Annotated in this window: 37 protein-coding genes and 2 pseudogenes; 34 read left to right on the top strand and 5 right to left on the bottom strand. The window is 60.0% G+C overall.

Annotated features, from left to right (window positions below; all coding sequences use genetic code 11):
* Window positions 1–262 precede the first annotated feature (262 nt).
* From rpsL to ACZ1HK_RS11265, 9 genes are all read left to right on the top strand, one after another.
* Complete coding sequence (rpsL, locus tag ACZ1HK_RS11305; RefSeq protein WP_071673925.1) at window positions 263–634, top strand: 30S ribosomal protein S12; 372 nt, start codon at window positions 263–265, stop codon at window positions 632–634.
* Between the two features lie 12 nt (window positions 635–646).
* Window positions 647–1,117: a 30S ribosomal protein S7 gene (gene rpsG, locus ACZ1HK_RS11300; RefSeq protein WP_368476570.1), complete on the top strand. Its 471-nt coding sequence runs from the start codon at window positions 647–649 to the stop codon at window positions 1,115–1,117.
* 66 nt (window positions 1,118–1,183) lie between these two features.
* Complete coding sequence (fusA, locus tag ACZ1HK_RS11295; protein WP_472628791.1) at window positions 1,184–3,301, top strand: elongation factor G; 2,118 nt, start codon at window positions 1,184–1,186, stop codon at window positions 3,299–3,301.
* Between the two features lie 74 nt (window positions 3,302–3,375).
* Complete coding sequence (tuf, locus tag ACZ1HK_RS11290) at window positions 3,376–4,551, top strand: elongation factor Tu (RefSeq protein ID WP_472628790.1); 1,176 nt, start codon at window positions 3,376–3,378, stop codon at window positions 4,549–4,551.
* 419 nt (window positions 4,552–4,970) lie between these two features.
* Window positions 4,971–5,381 carry a hypothetical protein gene (locus ACZ1HK_RS11285; RefSeq protein WP_472628789.1) on the top strand — a complete coding sequence of 137 codons (411 nt, stop codon included), beginning with the start codon at window positions 4,971–4,973 and terminating at the stop codon, window positions 5,379–5,381.
* A 403-nt stretch (window positions 5,382–5,784) separates the two neighbouring features.
* On the top strand, window positions 5,785–6,099 hold the full coding sequence (gene rpsJ / locus ACZ1HK_RS11280; protein WP_339987329.1) for a 30S ribosomal protein S10: 315 nt from the start codon (window positions 5,785–5,787) through the stop codon (window positions 6,097–6,099).
* Between the two features lie 15 nt (window positions 6,100–6,114).
* Window positions 6,115–6,987, top strand: coding sequence for a 50S ribosomal protein L3 (gene rplC / locus ACZ1HK_RS11275; protein WP_472628788.1), 873 nt, complete (start codon window positions 6,115–6,117; stop codon window positions 6,985–6,987).
* The gene (gene rplD, locus ACZ1HK_RS11270; RefSeq protein WP_472630823.1) at window positions 6,987–7,607 is read left to right on the top strand and encodes a 50S ribosomal protein L4; all 621 of its coding nucleotides are present in this window, start codon (window positions 6,987–6,989) and stop codon (window positions 7,605–7,607) included. The genes rplC and rplD overlap by 1 nt, the downstream gene beginning before the upstream one ends.
* Window positions 7,604–7,900 carry a 50S ribosomal protein L23 gene (locus ACZ1HK_RS11265; RefSeq protein WP_368476565.1) on the top strand — a complete coding sequence of 99 codons (297 nt, stop codon included), beginning with the start codon at window positions 7,604–7,606 and terminating at the stop codon, window positions 7,898–7,900. The genes rplD and ACZ1HK_RS11265 overlap by 4 nt, the downstream gene beginning before the upstream one ends.
* An 85-nt stretch (window positions 7,901–7,985) precedes the next feature.
* Here the strand turns inward: ACZ1HK_RS11265 and ACZ1HK_RS11260 are convergent, their stop codons facing one another.
* Window positions 7,986–8,921, bottom strand: a complete 936-nt coding sequence (locus ACZ1HK_RS11260) for an MBL fold metallo-hydrolase (RefSeq protein WP_472628787.1) — start codon at window positions 8,919–8,921, stop codon at window positions 7,986–7,988.
* A gap of 200 nt (window positions 8,922–9,121) precedes the next feature.
* Here ACZ1HK_RS11260 and ACZ1HK_RS11255 point away from each other — a divergent pair, with 200 nt between their 5' ends.
* From ACZ1HK_RS11255 to ACZ1HK_RS11205, 11 genes and pseudogenes are all read left to right on the top strand, one after another.
* A complete protein-coding gene (locus ACZ1HK_RS11255) occupies window positions 9,122–9,349 on the top strand; it encodes a hypothetical protein (protein ID WP_472628786.1) in 228 nt (75 codons plus the stop codon).
* A gap of 6 nt (window positions 9,350–9,355) precedes the next feature.
* Complete coding sequence (locus tag ACZ1HK_RS11250; RefSeq protein ID WP_472628785.1) at window positions 9,356–10,198, top strand: SLC13 family permease; 843 nt, start codon at window positions 9,356–9,358, stop codon at window positions 10,196–10,198.
* Window positions 10,143–10,481 carry a cation:proton antiporter regulatory subunit gene (locus ACZ1HK_RS11245; RefSeq protein WP_472628784.1) on the top strand — a complete coding sequence of 113 codons (339 nt, stop codon included), beginning with the start codon at window positions 10,143–10,145 and terminating at the stop codon, window positions 10,479–10,481. Before ACZ1HK_RS11250 ends, ACZ1HK_RS11245 begins: the two co-directional genes overlap by 56 nt.
* Window positions 10,482–10,535: 54 nt before the next feature.
* Window positions 10,536–10,847 carry a hypothetical protein gene (locus ACZ1HK_RS11240; protein WP_472628783.1) on the top strand — a complete coding sequence of 104 codons (312 nt, stop codon included), beginning with the start codon at window positions 10,536–10,538 and terminating at the stop codon, window positions 10,845–10,847.
* The gene (locus ACZ1HK_RS11235) at window positions 10,787–11,014 is read left to right on the top strand and encodes a hypothetical protein (protein WP_472630926.1); all 228 of its coding nucleotides are present in this window, start codon (window positions 10,787–10,789) and stop codon (window positions 11,012–11,014) included. The genes ACZ1HK_RS11240 and ACZ1HK_RS11235 overlap by 61 nt, the downstream gene beginning before the upstream one ends.
* Window positions 11,015–12,037: 1,023 nt before the next feature.
* A pseudogene (rplB, locus tag ACZ1HK_RS11230) lies at window positions 12,038–12,881 on the top strand (50S ribosomal protein L2).
* Between the two features lie 3 nt (window positions 12,882–12,884).
* Window positions 12,885–13,163, top strand: coding sequence for a 30S ribosomal protein S19 (gene rpsS / locus ACZ1HK_RS11225; RefSeq protein WP_368476562.1), 279 nt, complete (start codon window positions 12,885–12,887; stop codon window positions 13,161–13,163).
* Window positions 13,164–13,166: 3 nt separating this feature from the next.
* The gene (rplV, locus tag ACZ1HK_RS11220) at window positions 13,167–13,547 is read left to right on the top strand and encodes a 50S ribosomal protein L22 (protein WP_472628782.1); all 381 of its coding nucleotides are present in this window, start codon (window positions 13,167–13,169) and stop codon (window positions 13,545–13,547) included.
* Window positions 13,547–14,290, top strand: a complete 744-nt coding sequence (gene rpsC / locus ACZ1HK_RS11215) for a 30S ribosomal protein S3 (protein WP_472628781.1) — start codon at window positions 13,547–13,549, stop codon at window positions 14,288–14,290. Before rplV ends, rpsC begins: the two co-directional genes overlap by 1 nt.
* Before the next feature lie 13 nt (window positions 14,291–14,303).
* Window positions 14,304–14,717 carry a 50S ribosomal protein L16 gene (rplP, locus tag ACZ1HK_RS11210; RefSeq protein WP_472628780.1) on the top strand — a complete coding sequence of 138 codons (414 nt, stop codon included), beginning with the start codon at window positions 14,304–14,306 and terminating at the stop codon, window positions 14,715–14,717.
* Between the two features lie 159 nt (window positions 14,718–14,876).
* Window positions 14,877–15,392 (top strand): hypothetical protein, encoded by a 516-nt coding sequence (locus tag ACZ1HK_RS11205; RefSeq protein WP_472628779.1) that lies wholly within the window; start codon window positions 14,877–14,879, stop codon window positions 15,390–15,392.
* 10 nt (window positions 15,393–15,402) lie between these two features.
* On the opposite strand, the gene ACZ1HK_RS11200 is transcribed toward ACZ1HK_RS11205, so the two are convergent.
* Together ACZ1HK_RS11200 and ACZ1HK_RS11195 are read right to left on the bottom strand one after the other, a co-directional pair.
* Window positions 15,403–15,834 carry a DUF1569 domain-containing protein gene (locus ACZ1HK_RS11200; RefSeq protein WP_472628778.1) on the bottom strand — a complete coding sequence of 144 codons (432 nt, stop codon included), beginning with the start codon at window positions 15,832–15,834 and terminating at the stop codon, window positions 15,403–15,405.
* 31 nt (window positions 15,835–15,865) lie between these two features.
* Entirely contained in the window at window positions 15,866–16,573 is a 708-nt protein-coding gene (locus ACZ1HK_RS11195; RefSeq protein ID WP_472628777.1) for a lysozyme family protein, read from the bottom strand.
* Window positions 16,574–16,659: 86 nt separating this feature from the next.
* On the opposite strand from ACZ1HK_RS11195, the pseudogene ACZ1HK_RS11190 reads away from it, so the two are divergent.
* Together ACZ1HK_RS11190 and ACZ1HK_RS11185 are read left to right on the top strand one after the other, a co-directional pair.
* A pseudogene (locus tag ACZ1HK_RS11190) lies at window positions 16,660–17,282 on the top strand (TIGR02466 family protein).
* A 68-nt stretch (window positions 17,283–17,350) separates the two neighbouring features.
* A complete protein-coding gene (locus ACZ1HK_RS11185; protein ID WP_472628776.1) occupies window positions 17,351–17,806 on the top strand; it encodes a hypothetical protein in 456 nt (151 codons plus the stop codon).
* A gap of 88 nt (window positions 17,807–17,894) precedes the next feature.
* Here the strand turns inward: ACZ1HK_RS11185 and ACZ1HK_RS11180 are convergent, their stop codons facing one another.
* Together ACZ1HK_RS11180 and ACZ1HK_RS11175 are read right to left on the bottom strand one after the other, a co-directional pair.
* Window positions 17,895–18,476, bottom strand: a complete 582-nt coding sequence (locus tag ACZ1HK_RS11180; RefSeq protein ID WP_472628775.1) for a hemerythrin domain-containing protein — start codon at window positions 18,474–18,476, stop codon at window positions 17,895–17,897.
* Between the two features lie 169 nt (window positions 18,477–18,645).
* The gene (locus ACZ1HK_RS11175) at window positions 18,646–18,879 is read right to left on the bottom strand and encodes a DUF4145 domain-containing protein (protein WP_472628774.1); all 234 of its coding nucleotides are present in this window, start codon (window positions 18,877–18,879) and stop codon (window positions 18,646–18,648) included.
* Between the two features lie 642 nt (window positions 18,880–19,521).
* Between ACZ1HK_RS11175 and rpmC the strand changes: the two genes are divergently transcribed.
* The 12 genes from rpmC (at window position 19,522) to ACZ1HK_RS11115 (ending at window position 24,418) form a co-directional block, all read left to right on the top strand.
* Complete coding sequence (gene rpmC, locus ACZ1HK_RS11170) at window positions 19,522–19,728, top strand: 50S ribosomal protein L29 (protein WP_472628773.1); 207 nt, start codon at window positions 19,522–19,524, stop codon at window positions 19,726–19,728.
* 3 nt (window positions 19,729–19,731) lie between these two features.
* Complete coding sequence (rpsQ, locus tag ACZ1HK_RS11165; protein WP_472628772.1) at window positions 19,732–19,962, top strand: 30S ribosomal protein S17; 231 nt, start codon at window positions 19,732–19,734, stop codon at window positions 19,960–19,962.
* An 80-nt stretch (window positions 19,963–20,042) separates the two neighbouring features.
* A complete protein-coding gene (rplN, locus tag ACZ1HK_RS11160; RefSeq protein WP_011567679.1) occupies window positions 20,043–20,411 on the top strand; it encodes a 50S ribosomal protein L14 in 369 nt (122 codons plus the stop codon).
* A 1-nt stretch (window position 20,412) separates the two neighbouring features.
* The gene (gene rplX, locus ACZ1HK_RS11155) at window positions 20,413–20,718 is read left to right on the top strand and encodes a 50S ribosomal protein L24 (RefSeq protein ID WP_368476547.1); all 306 of its coding nucleotides are present in this window, start codon (window positions 20,413–20,415) and stop codon (window positions 20,716–20,718) included.
* Window positions 20,718–21,278 carry a 50S ribosomal protein L5 gene (gene rplE, locus ACZ1HK_RS11150; protein WP_472628771.1) on the top strand — a complete coding sequence of 187 codons (561 nt, stop codon included), beginning with the start codon at window positions 20,718–20,720 and terminating at the stop codon, window positions 21,276–21,278. Before rplX ends, rplE begins: the two co-directional genes overlap by 1 nt.
* An 18-nt stretch (window positions 21,279–21,296) precedes the next feature.
* Complete coding sequence (gene rpsN, locus ACZ1HK_RS11145) at window positions 21,297–21,602, top strand: 30S ribosomal protein S14 (RefSeq protein ID WP_368476545.1); 306 nt, start codon at window positions 21,297–21,299, stop codon at window positions 21,600–21,602.
* A 12-nt stretch (window positions 21,603–21,614) separates the two neighbouring features.
* Window positions 21,615–22,007 (top strand): 30S ribosomal protein S8, encoded by a 393-nt coding sequence (rpsH, locus tag ACZ1HK_RS11140; protein ID WP_472628770.1) that lies wholly within the window; start codon window positions 21,615–21,617, stop codon window positions 22,005–22,007.
* Between the two features lie 13 nt (window positions 22,008–22,020).
* On the top strand, window positions 22,021–22,554 hold the full coding sequence (gene rplF, locus ACZ1HK_RS11135) for a 50S ribosomal protein L6 (protein WP_472628769.1): 534 nt from the start codon (window positions 22,021–22,023) through the stop codon (window positions 22,552–22,554).
* Between the two features lie 11 nt (window positions 22,555–22,565).
* On the top strand, window positions 22,566–22,925 hold the full coding sequence (rplR, locus tag ACZ1HK_RS11130) for a 50S ribosomal protein L18 (protein WP_472628768.1): 360 nt from the start codon (window positions 22,566–22,568) through the stop codon (window positions 22,923–22,925).
* A 118-nt stretch (window positions 22,926–23,043) separates the two neighbouring features.
* Window positions 23,044–23,619 carry a 30S ribosomal protein S5 gene (gene rpsE, locus ACZ1HK_RS11125; protein ID WP_368476541.1) on the top strand — a complete coding sequence of 192 codons (576 nt, stop codon included), beginning with the start codon at window positions 23,044–23,046 and terminating at the stop codon, window positions 23,617–23,619.
* A gap of 5 nt (window positions 23,620–23,624) precedes the next feature.
* Window positions 23,625–23,813 carry a 50S ribosomal protein L30 gene (rpmD, locus tag ACZ1HK_RS11120; RefSeq protein ID WP_224813493.1) on the top strand — a complete coding sequence of 63 codons (189 nt, stop codon included), beginning with the start codon at window positions 23,625–23,627 and terminating at the stop codon, window positions 23,811–23,813.
* Window positions 23,814–23,941: 128 nt separating this feature from the next.
* A complete protein-coding gene (locus ACZ1HK_RS11115) occupies window positions 23,942–24,418 on the top strand; it encodes a hypothetical protein (protein ID WP_472628767.1) in 477 nt (158 codons plus the stop codon).
* Window positions 24,419–24,530: the final 112 nt, after the last annotated feature.

The following is a 24,530-nucleotide window of genomic DNA, read 5'->3' as shown; positions in this document are numbered from 1 at the left end:
CCGGCGCTGTTGACAGGCCATCGGGGACCCCCTATACCCCGCGCCACTTGGCCCGGATGCCCGTGCGCGTCCTTTGTGGCTGAAATACAGATCTGAGTGGCCACGATCCGGGCGATTTTGCAGCCCCGATCCTCTGGAAATTCCTCCGCAGCGTCCTCCAGGTAGGGAAGGGATGCGTGCGGTTTTGGTGTTTTTGCGTGCCAAGGCCACGCATGGCAAGGGACACCGCCGACATGATGAGAACGACAGACGGGGATCCCGAATGCCAACTATCCAACAGCTGATCCGCAAACCGCGGCAGCCCAAAGTAAAACGCTCGAAGTCTCAGCACCTCGAGAGCTGCCCGCAAAAGCGTGGCGTATGCACCCGCGTGTATACGACGACGCCGAAGAAGCCGAACTCCGCTATGCGGAAAGTTGCGAAGGTCCGCCTGACCAACGGCTACGAGGTGATCAGCTACATCCCCGGTGAAAGCCACAACCTTCAGGAGCACTCCGTGGTCCTGATCCGCGGCGGTCGTGTGAAAGACCTTCCCGGTGTGCGCTACCACATCCTGCGGGGTGTTCTCGATACGCAGGGCGTCAAGGATCGTCGCCAGCGTCGTTCGAAATACGGCGCCAAGCGTCCGAAGTAAGAGGATTTATAGATGTCCCGCCGTCACGCCGCTGAAAAGCGCCAGGTGCTGCCCGACGCAAAGTTCGGTGACACCGTCCTGACCAAGTTCATGAACAACCTGATGATCGACGGTAAGAAGTCGGTCGCAGAAAAGATCGTCTACAACGCGTTCGACCGCGTCGAGGCCAAGCTGAAGCGCGCGCCCGTGGAAGTGTTCCACGAAGCGCTCGACAACGTGAAACCCGCCGTTGAGGTGCGCTCGCGCCGCGTGGGTGGTGCCACCTACCAGGTGCCCGTCGACGTGCGCCCTGAGCGCCGCGAAGCGTTGGCGATCCGCTGGTTGATCAACGCCAGCCGCGCACGCAATGAAAACACCATGGAAGAGCGTCTGGCCGGTGAGCTGATCGACGCCGTCAATTCCCGTGGTGCCGCCGTCAAGAAGCGCGAAGACACCCACAAGATGGCCGACGCCAACCGCGCGTTCAGCCACTACCGCTGGTAAGACCTTGGCGGCCCCGCATCCCCGGGGCCTCCTCCGTTTTCAAACTCAAGCCTGAGGATACCTCACATGGCACGCGAATATCCGCTGGAGCGTTACCGCAACTTCGGGATCATGGCCCACATTGATGCGGGCAAGACCACCTGTTCCGAACGCATCCTGTACTACACCGGCAAATCCCACAACATCGGTGAGGTGCACGATGGTGCAGCCACCATGGACTGGATGGAGCAGGAGCAGGAACGCGGCATCACCATCACCTCCGCTGCGACGACCACCTTCTGGGAGCGCACCGAGGACGGCCAGACTGCCGACACCGAAAAGCACCGCCTGAACATCATCGACACCCCCGGCCACGTGGACTTCACCATTGAAGTTGAGCGTTCGCTGGCGGTCCTCGACGGTGCCGTTTGCGTGCTCGACGCCAATGCTGGTGTTGAGCCACAGACCGAAACCGTTTGGCGTCAGGCCGACCGCTACAAGGTTCCGCGCATCGTGTTCGTCAACAAGATGGACAAGATCGGCGCTGACTTCTTCAACTGCGTCCACATGATCGAAGACCGCACCGGCGCACGTGCCGTGCCTGTTGGTATTCCAATTGGTGCCGAGACCGAGCTGGAAGGCCTGATCGACCTCGTGACCATGGAAGAGTGGCTGTGGCAGGGCGAAGACCTTGGTGCATCTTGGGTGAAGGCGCCGATCCGCGCTGACCTCAAGGACATGGCCGACGAATGGCGTGGCAAGATGATCGAAGCGGCCGTCGAAATGGACGACGACGCCATGATGGAATACCTCGAAGGCAACGAGCCTGACGTGCCGACCCTGCGCGCACTCCTGCGCAAGGGTACGCTTGAGATGGCCTTTGTGCCGGTTCTGGGCGGCTCTGCGTTCAAGAACAAAGGTGTTCAGCCGCTGCTCAACGCTGTGATCGACTATCTGCCGAGCCCGCTCGACGTGGTGGATTACATGGGCTTCAAGCCCGGCGATGAGACGGAAACCCGCGACATCGCTCGCCGCGCGGACGACAACATGGCCTTCTCGGGCCTTGCGTTCAAAATCATGAACGACCCGTTTGTGGGCTCTTTGACGTTTGTCCGGATCTACTCCGGCCAGCTGAAGAAGGGCGACTCCATGCTCAACTCCACAAAGGAGAACAACGAGCGTGTGGGCCGCATGATGATGATGCACTCCAACAACCGCGAAGAGATCGAAGAGGCATTCGCCGGCGACATCATCGCGCTGGGTGGTCTGAAGAACACGACGACCGGGGATACGCTTTGCGACAAGGCAGATCCGGTGGTTCTGGAAACGATGACCTTCCCCGATCCGGTGATCGAGATCGCGGTTGAGCCCAAGACGAAGGGCGACCAGGAGAAGATGTCCCAGGGTCTGGCCCGTCTGGCAGCCGAAGATCCGTCCTTCCGTGTGGAAACTGACCTTGAGTCCGGTCAGACCATCATGAAAGGCATGGGCGAACTTCACCTCGACATCCTCGTCGACCGCCTGAAGCGCGAGTTCAAGGTTGAAGCCAATATCGGTGCACCCCAGGTGGCTTACCGTGAGACCATCTCTCACGCAGTCGAGCACACCTACACCCACAAGAAGCAGTCGGGTGGGTCTGGTCAGTACGCCGAGGTCAAGCTGGAAATCAGCCCGACCGAGCCCGGCGAGGGTTACTCGTTCGAGAGCCGCATCGTCGGCGGTGCCGTGCCGAAGGAATATATCCCTGGCGTGGAAAAGGGCATCAACTCGGTCATGGATAGCGGCCCGCTGGCTGGCTTCCCTGTGATCGACTTCAAGGTTGCCCTGGTCGACGGTAAGTTCCACGACGTGGACTCCAGCGTTCTGGCCTTTGAAATCGCAGCCCGCATGGGCATGCGCGAAGGCATGAAGAAGGCCGGTGCCAAGCTGCTCGAGCCGATCATGAAGGTCGAGGTGATCACGCCGGAAGAGTATACCGGCGGTATCATTGGCGATCTGACCTCGCGTCGCGGTCAGGTGCAGGGGCAGGATACGCGCGGCAATGCCATCGCGATCGACGCCTTCGTGCCGCTGGCCAATATGTTCGGCTATATCAACACGCTGCGCTCCATGTCTTCGGGCCGCGCGCAGTTCACGATGCAGTTCGACCATTACGAGCCGGTTCCGAACAACATCTCGGACGAGATCCAGGCGAAATACGCATAACGGCGGGGCGGTGACGCCGCCCGCCCCACCCATAGGCATCCGTTTGGGTGCCGAAGAACTTCAAGGAGGCCATCATGGCAAAGGAAAAGTTTGAACGTACGAAGCCGCATGTGAACATCGGCACGATTGGTCACGTTGACCACGGCAAGACGACGCTGACGGCTGCGATTACGAAGCAGTTTGGCGACTTCAAGGCGTATGACGAGATTGACGGCGCGCCGGAAGAGAAAGCGCGCGGGATCACGATTTCGACCGCGCACGTGGAGTACGAGACCGACGCGCGCCACTACGCCCATGTCGACTGCCCCGGCCACGCCGACTACGTGAAGAACATGATCACCGGTGCCGCCCAGATGGACGGCGCGATCCTGGTTGTGAACGCCGCCGACGGCCCGATGCCGCAAACGCGCGAGCACATCCTTCTGGGCCGCCAGGTTGGCATCCCGAAGATGGTCGTGTTCATGAACAAGGTGGACCAGGTCGACGACGAGGAACTGCTGGAACTCGTCGAGATGGAGATCCGCGAACTGCTGTCGTCCTACGACTATCCGGGCGACGACATTCCGATCGTTGCGGGCTCCGCGCTCGCCGCGCTGGAAGGCCGTGACGCGAATATCGGCGAAGAGAAAATCGCCGAGCTGATGGCGGCTGTCGACGAGTATATCGATACGCCCGAGCGTGCTGTGGACCAGCCGTTCCTGATGCCGATCGAAGACGTGTTCTCGATCTCTGGCCGCGGCACGGTTGTGACCGGTCGCGTGGAGCGTGGCGTGATCAATGTGGGCGACGAGATCGAGATCGTGGGCATCCGCGACACGTCGAAGACGACCTGCACGGGCGTTGAGATGTTCCGCAAGCTGCTGGACCGCGGTGAAGCCGGCGACAATATCGGCGCGCTGCTGCGTGGTGTGGACCGTGACGGTGTTGAGCGGGGCCAGGTGCTCTGCAAGCCCGGCTCGGTGACGCCGCACACGAAGTTCGAGGCCGAGGCCTACATCCTCACCAAAGAGGAAGGTGGCCGCCACACGCCGTTCTTCGCCAACTACCGCCCGCAGTTCTACTTCCGCACGACGGACGTGACGGGCACGGTTGAGCTTCCCAGCGGCACGGAGATGGTGATGCCGGGCGACAACCTGAAGTTCAACGTGGAACTGATCGCGCCGATCGCGATGGAAAACGGCCTCCGCTTCGCCATCCGCGAAGGTGGACGCACGGTTGGTGCAGGTGTTGTGTCGAAGATCATTGAATAAGGTCGAGTTTCCATAGGAAACTTTGGCCAGAAGGTGCCGGGTGGCAGTGCCTTTGCTCTGGCAAAGGTCACGAGAACCCGGTGCCGCCGACGGTTGAAATTGTCAGAAGGCCCCGCCCAACCGGCGGGGCCTTTTTCTTGAGAGGCCTCGCCTGCTCAAGGTTGAGCAGAGGGGTTAAGCCCCTGTTCCCAAACGAAAAGACGAATCCCGTTAACCTCTCGCTAACCATGATCCGGGGGCAGAACGGCGGGACAAGTCCCGCCCTACGAGTCAGCGCCCCGGGCTGAAAGCCCGGTCTACGGACGGGAAACGGTGGGTTGCACCCCACTCACTTCGGGCACGACGGGGTTTCATCTATGAATCGTGGCGCTTAAACTGCGTTTCACATCGCAATGAGGCCAAATATCGGAAAAGGAACCATGAGAGCGATCTTCCGTTGGCGTTTCGTTGTCTTGGTTTTCTCAAGACTCAGGCTTTGGCACATCCATGCAGCGATGATTTCCTTCGCGCGATATGGCTGGTTTGTCGGGTTGATCCCAATTGCGATGTTGGGCTTCGTCATTAACGGTATGGAAGCGGTCCTTCGCCTTACGGAAACATTGGCCGGAGGCGGAGGCATTGGCACAATTTTTTCGGCGTTTCTCGCGGTCGCCTTTTTCCCAGTTGGTTTGATTGTTTTCCTGCTGGCGCTGGATTTGATGTGGATTGCACTTACCGCTCCGCGCCAATTCCTGTTGGGTTCGATGTTCACAAGTGAAAAAATCGAGCGTCGTAACGTGGAACACTTAGAGTACCTTAAAGAGATGATGCGACGCGCAAGCGTCTCGTAGAACCTAGCGCCCTTCAGCGCCGACCAAATCAATGTCGCAAAGCGGGTTAACAGCGGGCTTGCCCGCCCCGCCATCGACGGGCCGTCCGGCGGCCTGTCGATTTGCTGAAGCTGGGTGCACCGATTATTTTGTGCGATGACTTGGCTGCCATAAAGCGCAGCAGAAATGCCGTTGGATCGACAGTCCCCGGCCCGTCGATGACGCGGCTTCGAGACCTGACGATGTCATGGTGCAATTCAGCTCGAATCTACTTGCCAGTTCTTTCGCTGTCCCCTATACGCCGCTCATCCAACGGGGTGCGCCATGGCGTGCCCCCATTTCCGTTGGATCAAATACCGCGACGAGGGGTGCCGATGAGCGGCATTCGTCCAATCCGGTGAAACCCCGAAAGAAGGGGACAAGCATGGCAGTTGCCAGCCAGAATATCCGTATCCGCCTCAAGGCGTTTGATTATCGGGTTCTCGACGCTTCCACGCAGGAAATCGTAAACACGGCCAAGCGCACAGGTGCTACGGTCCGTGGTCCGATCCCGCTGCCCAACAAGATCGAGAAGTTCACGGTTCTCCGTGGCCCGCACGTTGACAAGAAGAGCCGCGACCAGTGGGAGATCCGTACTCACAAGCGCCTGCTCGACATCGTTGACCCGACCCCGCAGACCGTGGACGCGCTGATGAAGCTCGACCTCGCCGCGGGCGTTGACGTTCAGATTTCGGTCTAAGGAGGGTTACAGATTATGTTGCGCTCTGGTGTGATCGCGAAAAAGGTCGGGATGACCCGCCTTTTCATGGAAGACGGCAAGCAGATCCCTGTGACCGTTCTTCAATTAGATAAACTTCAGGTGGTCGCGAAGAAGACCTCCGACAGCGACGGCTATTCGGCTGTTCAGCTTGGTGCCGGTACGGCAAAGGCCAAGCGGACGTCGGCGCCGATGCGCGGCCACTTCGCCAAGGCGAATGTGGAGCCCAAGCGCAAGCTGGTGGAATTCCGCGTTGATGCGGAGAACCTGCTGGATGTGGGCGAGGAAATCATCGCCGACCACTATTTCGAGGGTCAGTTCGTCGATGTGACGGGCACCTCGATCGGTAAGGGTTTTGCCGGTGCCATGAAGCGGCACAACTTCGGCGGCCTGCGCGCTACGCACGGTGTGTCGATTTCGCACCGTTCGCACGGTTCGACCGGTCAGTGTCAGGACCCGGGTCGCGTCTTCAAAGGCAAGAAAATGGCCGGTCACATGGGTGCTGCCCGTGTCACCACGCAGAACTTGCAGGTTGTGAAGACCGACAGCGACCGTGGCCTGATCATGATCAAGGGCGCTGTTCCGGGTTCCAAGGGCGGCTGGGTGACGGTCAAGGATGCGGTGAAGAAGCCGTTCCCTGAGAACGCCATTCTGCCTGCTGCTCTGGCCTCTGCTGCTGCTGAAGCTGCGAAAGCGGCTGAAGAAGCGGCTGCTGCCGCTGCTGCGGAAGCTGAAGCGGAAGCGGCACGTCTGGCGGAAGAGCAGGCGGCTGCGGAAGCAGAAGCGCTGGCCCAGGCCGAAGCTGAAATCGCGGCTGAAGGCGACGCTGCCCCCGAGGGTGACGATGCCGAGAAGAAGGACGGTGAATGATGAAAGTCGACGTTATCAAACTGGACGGTAAGAAAGCCGGTTCGGTCGACCTGGACGAGGCCCTGTTCGGGCTGGAGCCACGCGCCGACATCCTGCATCGCGTCGTCCGCTGGCAGCGCAACAATGCGCAAGCCGGCACGCACAAGGTGAAGACCCGCTCGGAAACGAGCTATTCCACCAAGAAGATCTATCGCCAGAAGGGCACCGGTGGCGCACGCCATGGTGACCGCAACGCGCCGATCTTCCGCAAAGGTGGTATCTACAAGGGTCCGACCCCGCGCAGCCACGGCCATGATCTGCCGAAGAAGTTCCGCAAGCTGGGACTGCGCCATGCGCTTTCCGCGAAGGCTGCGGAAGGTCGTCTGGTCGTGATCGACAGCATCGCAATGAAGGACGCAAAGACCTCTGCCCTGGCCAAACAGGTCAAGGAAATGGGTTGGAAGCGCGCGCTGATCATTGACGGTGCTGACGTGGACGCCAACTTCGCCCAGGCCGCGCGCAACATCGAAGGTCTCGATGTGCTGCCGACGATGGGTGCAAACGTCTATGACATCCTGAAGCGTGACACGCTGGTGATCACGAAGGCGGGTGTCGAAGCATTGGAGGCTCGCCTGAAATGAGTGCAGACGCCAAGCATTACGATGTGATCCGCAAGCCGCTGATCACCGAGAAAACCACGATGGCCTCCGAGAATGGGGCCGTGGTGTTCGAGGTGGCCATCGACGCGAACAAGCCCATGATCAAGGAAGCCGTTGAGGCCGTCTTTGGTGTAAAGGTGAAGGCCGTGAACACGACCATCACAAAGGGCAAGGTCAAGCGCTTCCGTGGCCAGCTCGGCACGCGGAAAGACGTCAAGAAGGCCTATGTGACGCTGGAAGAAGGCAACACGATCGACGTATCGACCGGCCTTTGATCCTTGTGATCCACTGAATTCGGAAAACCCCGTCGCGTCTGCGGCGGGGTTTTTTCTTTGAGCGAGCCCGGTGATCACGGTCGGGTTAGCCCATCAATTGCCCCGCTTCTGGCACCCATTGGAATTCTGCATCGCCAGTCCCCGGCGCAACATACCCCACGGCCGGGAAGGGCATGTGGTAGCCCACGGCCGGCACGCGATCTGCCGCGATCATGCCGAGGATGTTTCGGCGGGCGGCGGCGGCGGCCTCTTTATCGGCATCGAAGCGCACCTCCCAATCGGGGCGGGCGAGCGACCAGACCGGGTGATTGGCGAGATCGGCGAAAATGACGAGGCCTTCGCCCTCGCTTTCCAAGCGATAGACCATGTGGCCAGGCGTATGGCCAAAGGCTGCGAGGCCGGTGACGCCGGTGACAACATCGGCACCGTCGCCGATGAATGTCATCTGATCCGCCAGGGGGCGGACGTTGGCCTCAAAACCGTCATTCTCAGCGTTGGCCCAATAATCGAACTCCGCCTCGCCCGTCACATAACGGGCATTGGCGAAAGTCGGCGCGCCTTCACGCATCAATCCGCCGATATGGTCGCCGTGCATGTGGGTGAGGACCAAGATATCGACTTGGTCCGGTGTATACCCTGCTGAGGCGAGCGCCCCCGTCGTAGCCGCGGCATTCAGACCAGCGTCGAAGAGGATCAGCTCAGATCCGGTGTTCACAAGCGTGGGTGTGAAGAAGAAGCGCATCGTGTCGGTGGGCAGGAAGTTCCGTTCGGACACGGCATCGAAGGTCTCAGTCGGGACGTTCATGCCGAAGATACTTTGCGCATCTTCCCGGGCTGCGGTGCCGGCAAGGATCGTTGTGACCTCGAACCCGCCGACCATGAAGCGGCGATGCTGCGCGAAACTTTCCCCGAGCATCGGGGCTTCAGCACGAGAAACGCCTGCGGCGAGGCCAGCGAGGGGCGCGGCCGCGGCAGTGGCCATCAGGACACGACGGGACAAGTGGGGTGTGGGCAGAGACATGGGACGGGCTCCGGTGATTGCGTATCACCTGAAGGGTAGGAGGGAGGTGGTCGAAAGACCCATCACGGTTTCGTGAAGCTCCGCGACAGGCAATGCTGTGGCGCGCCTGCCCCATTAAGGCGCTGTCCTGACCGTTGTGTGGAACTGGCCCTTTCGCCCGGGGGCCGGTGTGGGGTTAAGTGGGGACAAGGGAGGCACGATTGGACGCACTTGGACTGACGCTTGAAATGACAGTGGTCTTAGGGCTGCTGGCATTGACGGTCACGTTGTTCGTGACCGAGGTCGTGCGCATCGATCTGGCCGCGATTTCCGTGCTTGTGCTGCTGGGTCTGGTGAGCCAGGTGCCCGGACTGGGAGAACATCGCGGACACGAGACGAGCTGTTCTCGGGGCTGGCCTCGAACGCGGTCGTGTCGATCATCGCGGTGATGATCATTGGCGCGGGGCTCGACAAGACCGGGCATCATGTCGAAGGTCGCGGCGTTTATCCTGAAGCACGGTGGGCGGACAGAGGCGCGGATTGTGCCGATCATCTCCGGCACTGTGGGTGTGATTTCTTCTTTCATGCAGAATGTGGGCGCGGCGGCGTTGTTTCTGCCGGTGGTCAGCCGGATCAGCGTGCGGACGGAACTGCCGTTGAGCCGCTTGCTGATGCCGATGGGCTTCTGCGCGATCCTGGGCGGCACGATGACGATGGTGGGGTCCTCGCCGCTGATCCTGCTGAACGACCTGATCGCGAACGCCAATGACAGCCTGCCGGCGGATCAGCAGATGGAGCCGTTTGGCCTGTTCGACGTTACGCCTATTGGCATCGCACTGATCCTGACGGGGATCCTGTATTTCGTGCTTTTGGGGCGTTGGGTTCTTCCTGGGCAACCAGATGCGGAGGATGCGACCAGCGGCCAATCGCTGCGGGAATATCTGCAGAAGATCTACGGACTGCACGCCGATATTTTCGAGGTGAGCATCCCGGTCGGCCATCCGTGTGAGGGGATGACCTTCGACGACCTGATGCAAGAATATCACGTCTACATCATCGGCAGCGCCTATCGTGGGCAGCGTTGGTTTGCGCCGACGATCGATACGCCGATCACCACGCCCTGCCGTCTTGGCTGTTCTGGGCCGGGGGCGGGATGTGAACACGATGGTCCTCGATCGGGGCTTGACGATGCATTCGTCGCTGGATGTGTTCGCCGAGGATTATGCGCCGACGAAATCGGGTGTGGCCGAGGTCGTGATCCCGCCGGGCTCCTCGCTGATCGGGAAATGCGCCCATGACGTGATTTTCCGCAAGACCTACGGCGCGAGCATGTTGGCGATCCACCGCGATGAGGAAACGCTGAGCTACGTCGAGACCGAAGATCACGCGCCCACGGCGATTGCCAACGTGCCCTTCAAAGCAGGCGACACGCTGGTGATCCATTCGACTTGGGAGGCGTTGACGCGCCTGACCAAGGATCGCGATTTCGTGGTCGTGACCACCGACTTCCCGCAAGAGGAACTGCGCCCGACCAAGGTGGGATGGGCGCTGACCTTCTTCGCCAGTGGCGCTTGTGCATGATCCTGTTCACCGACATCTTGTTGTCTCTGTGCCTGCTGACCGGGCGCCGTGGGGATGATCATGACGCGGGTGCTGTCGATTGATGAGGCCTACCGCGCGGTCAGTTGGAGCACGGTGTTCTTGTTGGCGAGCCTGATCCCGTTGGGGCTGGCTGTGCAAAGCACTGGGCACCGCGGCGTGGATCGCGGACCGCATCCTGATGCTTCTGGACGGCTGGCCGATCTGGGCGTTGCAGGCGGGCGTCGCGGTGCTGGCCACGATCTTCACGCTGATCATGTCGAACGTGGGCGCAACGGTGTCTGCTGGTGCCGCTGGCGGTGTCGATTGCTGTGGCGGCGGGCGGGAACCCGGCGATTTTCGCGCTGACGGTGGCGATTTCGACGTCGAACAGTTTCCTGATCCCGACCCATCAGGTGAACGCGCTGATCATGGGGCCAGCGGGCTACAAGGTGACGGATTTCATGAAGTCCGGCGGGATCATGACGGTGCTGTTTTTGGTGGTGTCGTTGGGGGTGATGAGCGTTTTGTTTTGAAGGTGCCCTTGACGCAGCTGGTGTGCACGCCTGTCGAACCGTCGATAGCTGTTCGCCCCTTACAATACAACTCAGCATTCGTCGACTTGAGAGGACGTCAACGATCTGAGTGGATCAGTGCATCTGTTCCGTCATAAGGCAGTAAAGCACCATCAACGGGATCGTTGCGATCAAACTGAATGCGAATTGTATTCGAGGAGCATTTCTTCAGAGGTTGCGAACCCCTCGATTGTCCGAGCAATTCTCGCCGCCTGTCGCGCCCTCGCAAAAGCTTCGGACTATGGACAGCCTTAGCAGCTGAAAGAATACCGCGTAAACGACAGCCCGCGCGGCGTCGCCTCGGCCTTCCATAGCGCTATCAGAAAGCTCGATCTGCCGCATCGAGCAGCACATAAGCCCTCTTGTGCTTGCCCCGATCCATTATCCGCCAGCTAGCGCGCTTGCCGAATGCGTGCCAATGACGCTCGTGCGGTGGCGGAGCGTCTGAATAAGCTTGTCAGTATTCGCGCGGCTCCTAGGTTTTGCGACGATAGAACGAACGTCTCAATTTCGGAGCATTCGCGCGTAAGATCTGTCGGCGCTAAGCAGGCCAACGAAAGTACGTCCGTCGCTAGCTCACCCGACACTGATGGCTACGACTTACCACTGCGCTTGCGCGCCAGTGTTGATCGGCAAAGGCCGGCGTTGGGTCGACGCAGAGGACCCTGAGCCCGAGCATCGACCAATGTGTTGGCGAATCCGACGCTCAATCGGTCGACACGGAGTAGTATGGCCAGAACTCCTTTGCAATTTCTACTGAACACATGGTCTATGTTGCTTGCTCAGCTAGTTGTCAACCTTCAAGCTGCGTTCGTCGCTTGACGATAACTACGACACCTCCTACACGCACCGCATAAGCACTGCCCCGGATTCGTCCGGGGCTGTGTTTTTGGTCGTATGACCATCTCTACGGGCACCTACGGGGGCCTATAACATCGGGGTCGGCCACATGCCGGTCCTTCAAGCAAACGGAAGACAGTTAACATGGCACTCAAGTCGTATAAGCCGACGACGCCGGGCCAGCGTGGGCTGGTACTGATCGACCGTTCGGAGCTGTGGAAAGGACGTCCAGTCAAATCCCTCACGGAGGGTTTGACCAAGAAGGGCGGCCGGAACAACACCGGACGGATCACGGCGCGTCGTCGTGGTGGTGGGGCAAAACGCCTTTACCGTATCGTAGATTTCAAGCGCACCAAGTTTGACGTGGAAGCAACCGTCGTTCGGATCGAATATGACCCGAACCGGACTGCCTTCATCGCGTTGGTGCAATACACCGATGGTGAGCAGGCCTATATCCTTGCCCCGCAGCGTCTGGCTGTTGGCGACAAGGTGATCTCCTCCGCCAAGGCCGACATCAAGCCGGGCAACGCGATGCCGTTCTCGGGCCTGCCGATTGGTACCATCGTGCACAACATCGAGCTGAAGCCCGGCAAGGGTGGCCAGATCGCACGCGCCGCGGGCACCTATGCCCAGTTCGTGGGTCGTGATGGTGGTTACGCTCAGATCCGCCTGTCGCTCGGGTGAGCTTCGCCTCGTCCGTCAGGAGTGCATGGCAACGGTTGGCGCGGTGTCGAACCCCGACAACTCGAACCAGAACCTCGGTAAGGCCGGTCGTGTGCGTCACATGGGCAAGCGCCCAAGCGTTCGCGGCGTCGCCATGAACCCGATCGACCACCCGCATGGTGGTGGTGAGGGTCGTACTTCGGGTGGCCGTACGCCGGTGACACCCTGGGGTAACGATACCAAGGGCAAGCGTACCCGCAACAAGAACAAGGCGTCGCAGAAGCTGATCATCCGCTCGCGTCACGCCAAGAAGAAAGGGCGCTAAGTCATGAGCCGCTCCGTCTGGAAAGGGCCTTTTGTCGACTCTTACGTCCTCAAGAAGGCCGAAGCCGCGCGCGAAAGCGGGCGCAACGACGTGATCAAGATCTGGTCGCGCCGCTCCACCATCCTGCCCCAGTTCGTCGGTCTGACGTTCGGTGTGTACAACGGCCAGAAGCATGTGCCGGTGAACGTGACCGAGGACATGATCGGTCAGAAGTTCGGGGAATATTCGCCCACGCGTACCTACTACGGGCACGCGGCGGACAAGAAAGCCAAGAGGAAGTAAGCCATGGGCAAGGATAAAAATCCCCGCCGCGTGGCGGACAACGAGGCACGCGCCAAGCTGCGGATGCTGAAGACCAGCCCGCAGAAGCTGAACCTCGTTGCCGGCCTCATTCGCGGCAAGAAGGTGGAGAAGGCGTTGACCGATCTCACTTTCTCGAAAAAGCGTATCGCGATCGACGTGAAGAAATGCCTTCAGTCGGCCATCGCCAATGCGGAAAACAACCACGGTCTGGATGTCGACGAGCTTGTCGTGTCTGAGGCCTATGTGGGCAAGAACCTTGTGATGAAGCGCGGTCGTCCGCGGGCGCGTGGCCGGTTTGGCCGCATTCACAAGCCGTTTGCAGAACTGACCATCACGGTCCGTCAGGTTGAGGAGACCGCCTAATGGGACATAAGGTAAACCCCATCGGCATGCGTCTGCAGGTCAACCGGACCTGGGACAGCCGCTGGTACGCGAACACCAAGGAATACGGTGATCTGCTGCTGGAAGACATCAAGATCCGCGAGTTCATCAAGAAGGGCTGGTGGGATCTGGTTGCCAAGCGTGACCGCCGCAACCCCGGTGATGCCGGGATCGCAAAGGTCATCATTGAGCGTCCGCACAAGAAGTGCCGTGTGACGATCCACTCGGCCCGTCCGGGTGTCATCATCGGCAAGAAAGGTGCAGACATCGAGGGCCTGCGCAAGGAATTGGCGAAGATCACCGACTCGGAACTGCATCTCAACATCGTTGAGATCCGCAAGCCCGAGCTGGACGCGCAACTGGTGGCTGAGAGCATTGCTCAGCAGCTGGAACGCCGTGTGTCTTTCCGCCGTGCCATGAAGCGTGCCGTTCAAAACGCCATGCGCATGGGTGCCCTGGGCATCCGGGTCAACGTCGCGGGCCGCCTTGGCGGTGCCGAGATCGCCCGGACCGAGTGGTATCGTGAGGGCCGTGTGCCGCTTCACACCCTGCGTGCGGATATCGACTATGCACATGCCGAGGCCTCGACGCCTTATGGCATCATCGGCATCAAAACCTGGATCTTCAAAGGTGAGATCATGGAGCACGATCCGTCGGCTCGTGATCGTCGCAATCAGGAAATCCAGGAAAGCGGTGGGGCCTCGCGCCCGCGCCGTGACCGCTGAGGAGGTCTGATCAATGTTGCAACCCAAACGGACAAAGTTCCGCAAGATGCACAAAGGCCGGATCAAAGGCGAAGCGAAGGGCGGGTCTGACCTGAACTTCGGCACCTTTGGTCTGAAAGCCCTGCAGCCCGAGCGCGTCACTGCGCGCCAAATCGAAGCCGCCCGTCGGGCCATGACGCGTCATATGAAGCGTCAGGGTCGCGTCTGGATCCGGATTTTCCCGGATACCCCGGTGACCTCCAAGCCCGTCGAAGTACGTATGGGTAAGGGTAAGGGTTCGGTCGATTTCTGGGCGTGCAAGGTCAAGCCTGGCCGGATCATGTTCGAGATCGACGGTGTGTCGGAGCCAATCGCCCGTGAGGCCCTGCGCCTTGCGGCGATGAAGCTTCCGGTCAAGACCCGCACCGTGGTCCGCGAAGACTGGTAAAGGTAGTGCCTGCCGCAGGCGGGCGCTCGCCAATGGGGACAGGTGATTTCGCAGAAATCGCCCGGGCCCCACTCCGGTTGAAAGAATGGGAAGCCTCCGTCGAGAGATCGGCGGGGGTTTTCTCTTGTCAGCTGTGCAGCGCTGGGGTCCTTTGGCGGGATGGAACAGCTTGTCATCATACCGCGCCTGTCAGTCGGCCCGCTTGAATTCGGCACGAGCCAAGAGGCGGTCGCGGCGTTGCTTGGGCCGCCGCAGAATAGATTCCGTGTCGTCGGCGGTGGTGGTGTGTGCCAGGTCTGGGATGGTTTGGCTTTTTCGTCCTGTGATTTCACGAAAGATTGCCTTGAGGCTCTCACCATCAACCATAGCGTTGCAAAATCCGTTCTGCTTGGTGAGGTCGACCTGTTGCAGCAGCCACTGGATCAGGTGCTGGCCGCATTGGATCGAATGAACGGCGGCACGGATCAAATTCAGGGTGGGTCGCTAGCCTACGAGGAACTCGGGCTGGTCCTGAGCCAATTCGAGGATGCCGGGGCGCGAGAATTGGTTGTGACGTCGCAAAGCAACGCAGCCGTTGAGCCGACACGGCCCATCGGGCTTCAGGGCGCGATGGATTACTACCGGGCACAGAAGGGAACGGACCCCGCGGAAGATGCTTTCGGGCAGTGGCCGTAGCGTGCTGTGCCTAGCCCAACCGCACCTCTTCCAGATGGTTTTCGATGTGCATCAGGTGCGCCAGAGCGAACTGATCCTTGCCGAGCGCACCGAAGGCAAAGTGGGGGCGGAGCGCTCCGTTGAAGTCCCGGAAGGTTTCGAGGGACGTCACGAGACGATGAAGGCCAGCATCGGCTGACACATCGCCGACAACCTCCCCGGGATGGGTTCGTCGAGGCCATGGCTCATCCGCCCGCGCAGACTTGAAAACCGTGAAGGCAAGTTTGCCCGCGGTCATCTGGAAGAGCCTCGGCTTCTCCTCCGGGTAGCCGGACATGGAGAACTCCACCCCTTGAGCGAGATGGCTGAAGGTGCGCCCCAGGTCCCAGTCGCCGGTGGACTGGATCGCGGTGACGTCCAGTTCGTCGAGGCGGCGAAAGGCGGTGTCGAGGGCGTTGGTCATGGGGCCACTAGAGGCCGTTAGAATGAGCCGGTCAACCTGTGGGCCAGATCGCCTCCATCCCGCCGCTGAATTCGGCCCATGACATGGTCGCGCGGTTGCCCGCATAGCCTTGATAGTAGGACCTGCCGTTGGGCAGGGGCAGTCCGGCCCAGATGCGGGCGAGGTTGTGCATGAAGTCGCGGCGACCGAGTTCCCCCGCTTCAAAGGCCTGCAGGCCTGCCTCGTCCAGCAGGACAGTTGCGAGGCTATCCTGCACCTCAGCCGTGAAGCGGACCTCCGGCCCATAGCCGCGGATACGGGCGACGCGGCGGAGCGTGTCGGGGATGAACTGGTAGCGTCCGATGGCGTGGGGTTGGCCGGGGGTTGCGGTGATCCAGGCGTAGATCTCCCCAAGGGTCATCTGCGTGGGCGGACGCGGTGTGCGGATGCGCGCGCCGTGTTGCACAGCGTCGTAGCCCGCTTGCCCGGCTTCAGCACGAGAAATCAAGGTGAGGAGCCGCGCGGTTGAGTGCCCAACGCCAGTGGGGGCGGGGGCGCGGACGGGGAAGGGCGCGAAGAAGCTGCCATCCTGTGTGCCCGCGAACAGTGATCCATTGATTGCGGTCGTGGAACCTAGGCCTCCTTCGATCAGCGGTGCGGCGCGGGTGACGAGAGGCGCTACATCGGCCTTGGCCAGCCCCGCGATCAGGAAGATGAGCGTGAGGGGCAGGAAGAGTGCCCCGTAAAGCCGGTTTGCCATTCTGGCCGAGCCTCAATCGTTCGTCTTGGGCGCAGCATGGCGGCAATATCTTTCCAAACCGTTGCCGCGCGCCTACACAAGCGCCCATGGCCCAGATCAAATCCCTTTTCGCGACCCGACTTTATCACGCCAAGCTGGCCGAGTTCGGCCCGGCCGTGGATCGGGATGAGTTGATGGCCTCGTGCTTTTCCATCGCCGATGACGATGAGGCCGGGCAGGAATGGTGCGAGGAAAACGGATTTCCCGGCTATACCTCCTATGCATCCCTGACGGATTTGCCCTGGCGGTTTCCGATTTTCGCGCAGGTGGTTGAGGCGCTGGACAAACATGTTGCAGCGTTCGCGAAGGATCTGGAATTCGATCTGGAAGACCGCGCGCTCAAGCTGGAAGATATCTGGATCAACATCTTGCCCGAAGGGGGCATCCATACCTCTCATATCCATCCGCATTCTGTCATTTCGGGCACGACCTACGTGGCGGTGCCGCCGGGTGCGCGGTCGATCAAGCTGGAGGATCCGCGCCATGCGATGATGATGGCCGCGCCTGCGCGCAAGGCGGATGCGCGGGAGGAGTTGCGGGCCTTCGTCTACCCGAACCCGCAGGCCGGGCGACGTGCTGCTTTGGGAATCGCTGGCTGCGTCACGAGGTGCCGATGAACATGGACGAGGACGACCGGATCAGCATCAGTTTCAACTACGCCTGGACGTAAGGCGCGCCCGAGCCTTGCCGTGCAAAACATGTTGTGGAAGTGTTTGAGGGATTTCCGAAGGACACATCATGCCATTCATCAAAAACGTTTTTTCGGCTCTCACCCCGGCCCTTGCCAGTGCCGGAATGCTCGTCGGTGCGGCAGCGCCCGTTCTGGCGCAGTCGCAGGAATGCAGATTGGAAGTCGCCGTGTCGGAAGATTCGATCGGCGGCGAATTGCACTATGAGACGGACAGCTACCTTATCCAGGCCGTCCTGTTCGCGTTCCACCGCTATGACGATGGCGCGACGCTGACGGCGGTCTCGACCACAACCTGCGAAGACGACAGCCTTGGCCGCTGTATCGGGATCGAGATCGAGGGGCTCCTGCCGGGCGATGAACGCAGTTTCTGGCAGACCGAGCTGGTGCGGGAGGGCGACCAACTGACCGTCACGACCAGAGGGTTCGCTGATTTGGAAATGACCCAACCTTACGAGGATGGGGTCTATGTGGATGTCTACACGATCAAGGAATGTGTCGGGTAGGGATTTGCGGATCGGGGCTGCGCCATGAAGCACCGATGAACACCGTCAGATCAACGTGAGGTTCGACTGCGCCCGGGCATTGGGTGGGTCAGATGTGCCCGAGGTAGTAGCCTATGGCCTCGGCCAGTTCGGTTTCCTCGTAGCCGAAATGGGAGCGGATGACGGTTTCCAGCTGTCGGAAGATGGCGGCGGCTTCGGTGAAGTTCGCGTCGGTGGGGTCGGCGATGAGGGTGTCGGCGGCGCGGTCGAGGCGGAGGAGGAGTTCGTGGACCACCTCATGCTCGGCCTTCAGCTTGGCGACGACCTCTCGGAACAGGCCGTTCCCGGCGGCCTCGATCCGGGGGAACATGTCGGCGGCTTCGATATCATGGTGCATCTTGAGGATGCGGCATTCCTGCCCGCAGAGCGAGCCAAAGGCGCGCAGGTTCTCGGACATGTCGAGGGACAGGACGATGCGCTTGAGGTTCTCGGGCGGGGCGTCGCCGGCCTCGATCCGGGCGAGGACGGCACCGATGCGGGCCATCTCCATCAGGTAGTGCCGGTGGATAAGGGCGAGTTGCTTGCCTTGGCTGCGGTGCTGGTCGGTTGCGTTGGGGAGTGGTTGGGCCGAGGGGCGGGCGGCCTCGTCCAGTGTGAGTTGGGCGAGGGGGAGGGCGGAGAGGTTGGGCATGGCGGGACGGCAGTTTAAGGGTCGATTGCGATTGGTGAAGCTTCTTGTGAGTAACTGGGAATGCATCCGTCGCGAAAACGATACGAGTCTGATCAGCCCGCGTTCATTTGCGACGCGATTTGATCCCATCTCTCAAAGATTTGGCGATCTTCTTTATCCGAGCCAGAAGTCAGTTCTGAAACAACTCATTCAACACATGCGCGAAAATCTCTGTCGCAGCCTCAAATTCGTTGCGTCGCACTTGATTGCCATGTGAACCTAAATTGCCAACTTCCTTAAGTGCCATGAATAATTCGGCAAAGTCTTTGTTCTGCACGCTAGCATTCTCTATCCTACCGTGGAGAGTGAGTTGCCGGGTCGCCCCAGAAGCTTGTTTCGTCCGATGTTGGAATCCCCATCTCATCAAGGAGACGTTCGAGTGCTGTGCGTAGCGCGTTCGCCGCGGCGGAGAGGTCGGCCCAATAGAGCAAAAAGCTGCGCTTAACCCTCTTTCAACCTTGACTGGAGTATCCTCAGAGCACCTCAAAAGGTCTGGCGGAGGGCTGATGGCGTGGATGCGAAAGCTATCGTAATACTCGGCTCCACCCCTACCATCGTAGCGCTGATCAAGCGTTCCGGTCCCAATGGCGAAGGCTAACTCTTGGCATGCTTTTGCGTTGCACTGCAGCCTGAATGAGAAACGATACTCTATCCAATCGGGATCCCACTCTTCGACTCTATGAGCTGCTTTCGAGTGCTTCGGTTCAGTGAAGGCGAAGCTATCGTCCACGACTTCCAGAAGACCGGTTCTGCAATTAGGGCAGCGGTAGGAGTCGCTCGGCGTTTCGGCGAGATCCAAGTGGTGGAAGTTCAAATGCCATGTTAGTGATGCTCGCTTCCTTCTTAAGCGAGAAGGTAGCAGTTCATCGGCGAGAACTTCAAACGGCAGTTCTGCTTGCCAACCGCCCCCATCCCCCTATACGGCCCCCTCATTCACCGAACTCCACGGGAATCAGCGTAACCCGCCCATGCGGCGCGCCCTCGTGATGTTGAAAGGAAAAAGGCGATGAACGCCCAGGAACTGCGTGACAAGACGCCGGACCAGCTTCGTGATGAGCTGAAGGCGCTTAAGAAGGAGGCTTTCAACCTCCGCTTCCAGCAGGCCACCGGCCAGCTCGAAAACACCGCTCGTATGCGTCAGGTTCGCCGTGACGCCGCGCGCGTTAAGACCATTCTGAACGAAAAAGCGGCCGCTGCCGCAGCGGAGGCCTGATCTATGCCCAAGCGTATTTTGACCGGCACCGTGACCAGCGACGCCAACGAACAGACCGTGACCGTTTCCGTGGAGCGCCGCTTCAAGCACCCGGTCATGCAGAAGACCATCCGGAAGTCCAAAAAGTATCGGGCACACGATCCGGAGAACACGTTCAAGGTAGGTGACACAGTCCGCATTCAGGAATGTGCCCCTGTCTCGAAATCCAAGCGCTGGGAGGTTCTCGCTTCCTGAGAAGCGTCAACCTTTCGGTTTGATCGAAACCCCCGGGCCAATGTGCAAACTGCCGGTTCGGGACGTCGGGAGAAACCAATATGATCCAGATGCAGACCAATCTGGATGTTGCTGACAATAGCGGCGCTCGCCGTGTTCAGTGCATCAAGGTCCTGGGTGGTTCCAAACGCAAATACGCCTCTGTGGGCGACATCATCGTGGTGTCGGTCAAAGAGGCTATTCCGCGTGGTCGTGTGAAGAAAGGTGACGTTCGTAAGGCCGTCGTCGTTCGCACCGCCAAGGAAGTGCGTCGTGAGGATGGCACCGCCATCCGCTTCGACCGCAACGCCGCCGTCATCCTCAACAACAACAACGAGCCGATCGGCACCCGTATCTTCGGGCCGGTTGTTCGTGAGCTGCGCGCGAAGAACTTCATGAAGATCATCTCGCTTGCGCCGGAGGTGCTGTAAGATGGCAGCTAAGCTCAAGAAGGGCGACAAGGTCGTCGTGCTTGCCGGTAAGGACAAGGGCAAGGAAGGCGAAATCGCCTCCGTGAACCCCAAGGCCGGCAAAGCCATTGTGGACGGCGTGAACATCGCCATCCGTCACACCAAGCAAAGCCAGTCCAGCCAAGGTGGCCGCATCCCTCAGGCGATGCCCATCGATCTGTCGAACCTGGCCCTGCTGGATGCAAACGGCAAAGCAACCCGCGTTGGCTTCCGTGAGGAAGACGGCAAGAAGGTCCGCTTCGCCAAGACCACGGGGGACGTGATCTGATGCTGGATACCGCCAACTACACCCCGCGTCTGAAGGCCGCTTACAAGGATGCCATCAAGGCAGCCATGAAAGAGGAATTCGGCTACAAGAACGACATGCAGATCCCGCGTCTTGAGAAGATCGTTCTCAACATCGGCGCCGGGGCCGAGAGCGTGAAGGACTCCAAGAAGGCCAAATCGGCCCAGGAAGACCTGACCGCCATCGCAGGCCAGCACGCTGTCATCACCAAAGCAAAGAAGTCCATCGCTGGCTTCCGCGTTCGGGAAGACATGCCGCTTGGCACGAAGGTCACGCTGCGCGGCGACCGCATGTACGACTTCCTTGACCGCCTCACCACCATCGCAATGCCCCGCATTCGCGACTTCCGTGGTGTGAAGCCGTCGTTCGACGGTCGTGGCAACTTTGCCATGGGCATCAAGGAGCACATCGTTTTCCCCGAGATCAACTTCGACAAAGTCGACGAAGTCTGGGGCATCGACGTGATCATTGTCACAACGGCGGACACGGACGCCGAGGCGAAGTCGCTTCTGAAGCACTTCAACATGCCGTTCAACGCCTGACGCGAGAGGAAAAGACACATGGCCAAAGTTTCCATGGTTCAACGTGAACTCAAGCGTCAGCGCCTGGTGGAGAAGTATGCCGCCAAGCGTGCCGCGCTGAAAGAGATCGCAAATGACGAAGACAAGCCGATGGAAGAGCGCTTCAAGGCGCGTCTGAAACTGGCGAAACTGCCGCGCAACAGCTCGGCCACCCGTCTTCACAACCGTTGCCAGCTGACCGGTCGCCCGAAGGCGTATTACCGCAAGCTGAAAATGTCGCGGATCAAGCTGCGTGATTTGGCCTCCAACGGTCAGATCCCCGGCATGGTCAAGTCGAGCTGGTAAGGAGCAGATAAGATGAATGATCCTATCGGCGATATGCTGACCCGCATCCGCAATAGCCAGATGCGCGGTAAATCCACGGTCGAGACCCCGGCCTCCAAGCAGCGTGCGCGTGTCTTGGATGTGTTGGCGGACGAAGGCTATATCCGCGGCTACGAGCCCACCACCGGCAAAGACGGTCACCCCGCCTTTGAAATCAGCCTGAAGTACTATGAAGGCACCCCGGTGATCCGTGAGCTCAAGCGCGTGTCGAAACCCGGCCGCCGCGTCTACATGAGCGTGGGCGACATCCCACAGGTCCGTCAGGGTCTGGGTGTGTCGATCGTTTCCACCTCGAAGGGCGTGATGTCCGATGCAAACGCTCGCAGCCAGAATGTTGGCGGCGAAGTGCTTTGCACAATCTTCTAAGGAGGCCCTCGCTATGTCTCGTATTGGTAAAAGACCGGTCGAGCTGCCCGGGGGTGTCGAAGCCTCCGTGTCGGGTCAGACCATCGAAGTGAAAGGCCCCAAGGGTGCCCGCAACTTCACCGCAACCGACGATGTGTCGCTGGCCGTGGCCGACAATGCCGTCACTGTTGAGCCGCGTGGCAAGTCCAAGCGTGCCCGTCAGCAGTGGGGCATGAGCCGCACCATGGTTCAGAACCTCGTCACCGGCGTCACCGACGGTTTCAAGAAAGAGCTTGAGATCACCGGTGTTGGTTATCGTGCGCAGATGCAGGGTAACACCCTGAAGCTGTCGCTCGGCTACAGCCACGACGTCGATTTCGAAGTGCCCGCCGGTGTGACCGTCACCTGCCCGAAGAACACTGAAGTGGTGATCGAGGGCACCGACCAGCAGCTTGTTGGTCAGGTGGCAGCGAACATTCGTGAGTGGCGTGCGCCCGAGCCCTACAAGGGCAAAGGCATTCGCTACAAGGGTGAGTACATCTTCCGTAAGGAAGGCAAGAAGAAGTAAGGGCTGGCACTATGGCTATGAGCAAACGCGATCTGTTCCAGAAGCGCCGCCTGCGCAACCGGAACAAAATGAAGAAGATGGCTGCAGGGCGCGCGCGCCTTTCGGTTCATCGTTCGAACAAGAACATCAGCGTCCAGCTGATCGACGATGTGGAAGGCCGCACGCTCGCGTCCGCGTCTTCCCTCGAATCGTCGCTCGGCGTGGTCGGCAAGAACAACGTGGAGGCCGCCGCAAAGGTGGGCGCCGCGATTGCCGAGCGGGCGAAGAAGGCCGGGGTCGAAGAATGCTATTTCGACCGTGGCGGCTTCCTGTTCCACGGGCGTGTGAAGGCCTTGGCCGACGCCGCGCGTGAAGGTGGTCTGAAGTTCTAAGAGACCTTGAAGGGCGTCCCTCGGGGGCGCCCTCGATGATCCCGGGGCCTGTTGGTTCACGAGGATTGAGACAACTCCGGCGCGTGCTTCACGCGCTCCGATTTGAAGGAATTGCCATATGGCAGAACGTGAAAACAGAGGGCGCGGCCGCGGTCGCAATCGTGAAGAGGAAACGCCGGAATTTGCCGACCGTCTGGTTGCGATCAACCGCGTTTCCAAGACCGTGAAGGGTGGTAAGCGTTTCGGCTTTGCAGCCCTTGTTGTGGTTGGTGACCAGCGCGGTCGCGTGGGCTTCGGCAAAGGTAAGGCCAAAGAGGTGCCCGAGGCGATCCGCAAGGCCACCGAGCAGGCCAAGCGCAACCTGATCCGCGTGCCCCTCAAGGAAGGTCGCACGCTGCACCACGACATCCTGGGCCGTCATGGCGCCGGCAAGGTTGTGATGCGCACAGCCCCGGAAGGAACCGGGATCATCGCCGGTGGTCCGATGCGTGCCGTATTCGAGATGCTGGGTGTGAAGGACGTTGTGTCGAAGTCGACCGGGTCGCAGAACCCCTACAACATGATCCGTGCAACGCTGGACGGTCTGCGCAAGGAAAGCTCGCCCCGTCAGGTTGCAGCACGTCGCGGCAAGAAGGTCGCCGACATCCTGCCCAAGCGCGATGACGCCCCTGCGGCAGAGACTGAGGAGGCCTGAGACCCATGGCAAAAACCATCGTCGTCAAGCAGGTGGGCTCGCCCATCCGCCGCCCGCAGGAACAGCGTGCCACGCTGATCGGCCTGGGCCTGAACAAGATGCACAAAACCCGCGAGCTGGAGGATACCCCTTCCGTCCGCGGTATGATCAACAAGATCCCGCATCTCGTGGAGATCGTCGAAGAGCGCGGCTAAGCGCCTTCGAATTGGTTAATGAAAGGCTGCCCCACCGTACGGTGGGGCGGCTTTTTTTATGGGATTTAAATCAATTCAGTCTATTTTTCTTTACACAGACCATAAACGACAAGGGCCTCGGCGCGAATATGCCCATCGAATTTTCAACATGCCTCGAGCGTGACCTGCTTTACGCGCGTTGGTGGGGTTACGTCGATTTCGACCAGTTCCAGGCGAATTTCGATGCTTATCTCAACGACAAGTATTACGTGCCCGGGCGACCGGAATTGATCGACCATTCGGGCATTACCGAGCTGGACATCAATTTTGATATCATGCGCACGTTGCTGCGCACGGTGAATGAACAGTCGCCCTCGATTATCGTCGACACCCACACGGTCATCTATTCGCCGAACGACACTGTTTTCGGAGTCGGGCGGATGTACCAGCTCCTCTCCGAGCTGGCCCATGGCATTCGCGTGGAGATTTTCCGAACCGAGGAAGAGGCGTTAGCGGCGCTGGAATTGCTCGATACTTACAAGAGCTTTGCGGATCTGTTGGAAGACAATGATTTCAAGCCGGCCTGCCGCCGTGCGCAGGGCTCTGCGCAGGAGACGATCGCCTAACGGCTGACTGCCCATACATGCCCTCTTGCGGTGTGCGGTCTGTTTCCTTATACGCGCCCGGTGTTCTTCGGGGCATTCTACATTAACGTAAGCCGCGTCCCTCCCATTTTCG

The sequence above is a fragment of the Gymnodinialimonas sp. JB5-7 genome, from assembly GCF_055693405.1.
This window is presented reverse-complemented; position numbering and strand designations above follow the sequence as displayed.

Bases quoted from the DNA above. Each gene is read 5' to 3' on its own strand.
- rpsL (WP_071673925.1), top strand. From the start codon at position 263: ATGCCAACTATCCAACAGCTGATCCGCAAACCGCGGCAGCCCAAAGTA.
- rpsG (WP_368476570.1), top strand. From the start codon at position 647: ATGTCCCGCCGTCACGCCGCTGAAAAGCGCCAGGTGCTGCCCGACGCA.
- fusA (WP_472628791.1), top strand. From the start codon at position 1,184: ATGGCACGCGAATATCCGCTGGAGCGTTACCGCAACTTCGGGATCATG.
- tuf (WP_472628790.1), top strand. From the start codon at position 3,376: ATGGCAAAGGAAAAGTTTGAACGTACGAAGCCGCATGTGAACATCGGC.
- ACZ1HK_RS11285 (WP_472628789.1), top strand. From the start codon at position 4,971: ATGAGAGCGATCTTCCGTTGGCGTTTCGTTGTCTTGGTTTTCTCAAGA.
- rpsJ (WP_339987329.1), top strand. From the start codon at position 5,785: ATGGCAGTTGCCAGCCAGAATATCCGTATCCGCCTCAAGGCGTTTGAT.
- rplC (WP_472628788.1), top strand. From the start codon at position 6,115: ATGTTGCGCTCTGGTGTGATCGCGAAAAAGGTCGGGATGACCCGCCTT.
- rplD (WP_472630823.1), top strand. From the start codon at position 6,987: ATGAAAGTCGACGTTATCAAACTGGACGGTAAGAAAGCCGGTTCGGTC.
- ACZ1HK_RS11265 (WP_368476565.1), top strand. From the start codon at position 7,604: ATGAGTGCAGACGCCAAGCATTACGATGTGATCCGCAAGCCGCTGATC.
- ACZ1HK_RS11260 (WP_472628787.1), bottom strand. From the start codon at position 8,921: ATGTCTCTGCCCACACCCCACTTGTCCCGTCGTGTCCTGATGGCCACT.
- ACZ1HK_RS11240 (WP_472628783.1), top strand. From the start codon at position 10,536: ATGATCATGACGCGGGTGCTGTCGATTGATGAGGCCTACCGCGCGGTC.
- rpsS (WP_368476562.1), top strand. From the start codon at position 12,885: ATGAGCCGCTCCGTCTGGAAAGGGCCTTTTGTCGACTCTTACGTCCTC.
- rplV (WP_472628782.1), top strand. From the start codon at position 13,167: ATGGGCAAGGATAAAAATCCCCGCCGCGTGGCGGACAACGAGGCACGC.
- rpsC (WP_472628781.1), top strand. From the start codon at position 13,547: ATGGGACATAAGGTAAACCCCATCGGCATGCGTCTGCAGGTCAACCGG.
- rplP (WP_472628780.1), top strand. From the start codon at position 14,304: ATGTTGCAACCCAAACGGACAAAGTTCCGCAAGATGCACAAAGGCCGG.
- ACZ1HK_RS11205 (WP_472628779.1), top strand. From the start codon at position 14,877: ATGGAACAGCTTGTCATCATACCGCGCCTGTCAGTCGGCCCGCTTGAA.
- ACZ1HK_RS11200 (WP_472628778.1), bottom strand. From the start codon at position 15,834: ATGACCAACGCCCTCGACACCGCCTTTCGCCGCCTCGACGAACTGGAC.
- ACZ1HK_RS11195 (WP_472628777.1), bottom strand. From the start codon at position 16,573: ATGGCAAACCGGCTTTACGGGGCACTCTTCCTGCCCCTCACGCTCATC.
- ACZ1HK_RS11185 (WP_472628776.1), top strand. From the start codon at position 17,351: ATGCCATTCATCAAAAACGTTTTTTCGGCTCTCACCCCGGCCCTTGCC.
- ACZ1HK_RS11180 (WP_472628775.1), bottom strand. From the start codon at position 18,476: ATGCCCAACCTCTCCGCCCTCCCCCTCGCCCAACTCACACTGGACGAG.
- ACZ1HK_RS11175 (WP_472628774.1), bottom strand. From the start codon at position 18,879: ATGAGATGGGGATTCCAACATCGGACGAAACAAGCTTCTGGGGCGACC.
- rpmC (WP_472628773.1), top strand. From the start codon at position 19,522: ATGAACGCCCAGGAACTGCGTGACAAGACGCCGGACCAGCTTCGTGAT.
- rpsQ (WP_472628772.1), top strand. From the start codon at position 19,732: ATGCCCAAGCGTATTTTGACCGGCACCGTGACCAGCGACGCCAACGAA.
- rplN (WP_011567679.1), top strand. From the start codon at position 20,043: ATGATCCAGATGCAGACCAATCTGGATGTTGCTGACAATAGCGGCGCT.
- rplX (WP_368476547.1), top strand. From the start codon at position 20,413: ATGGCAGCTAAGCTCAAGAAGGGCGACAAGGTCGTCGTGCTTGCCGGT.
- rplE (WP_472628771.1), top strand. From the start codon at position 20,718: ATGCTGGATACCGCCAACTACACCCCGCGTCTGAAGGCCGCTTACAAG.
- rpsN (WP_368476545.1), top strand. From the start codon at position 21,297: ATGGCCAAAGTTTCCATGGTTCAACGTGAACTCAAGCGTCAGCGCCTG.
- rpsH (WP_472628770.1), top strand. From the start codon at position 21,615: ATGAATGATCCTATCGGCGATATGCTGACCCGCATCCGCAATAGCCAG.
- rplF (WP_472628769.1), top strand. From the start codon at position 22,021: ATGTCTCGTATTGGTAAAAGACCGGTCGAGCTGCCCGGGGGTGTCGAA.
- rplR (WP_472628768.1), top strand. From the start codon at position 22,566: ATGGCTATGAGCAAACGCGATCTGTTCCAGAAGCGCCGCCTGCGCAAC.
- rpsE (WP_368476541.1), top strand. From the start codon at position 23,044: ATGGCAGAACGTGAAAACAGAGGGCGCGGCCGCGGTCGCAATCGTGAA.
- rpmD (WP_224813493.1), top strand. From the start codon at position 23,625: ATGGCAAAAACCATCGTCGTCAAGCAGGTGGGCTCGCCCATCCGCCGC.
- ACZ1HK_RS11115 (WP_472628767.1), top strand. From the start codon at position 23,942: ATGCCCATCGAATTTTCAACATGCCTCGAGCGTGACCTGCTTTACGCG.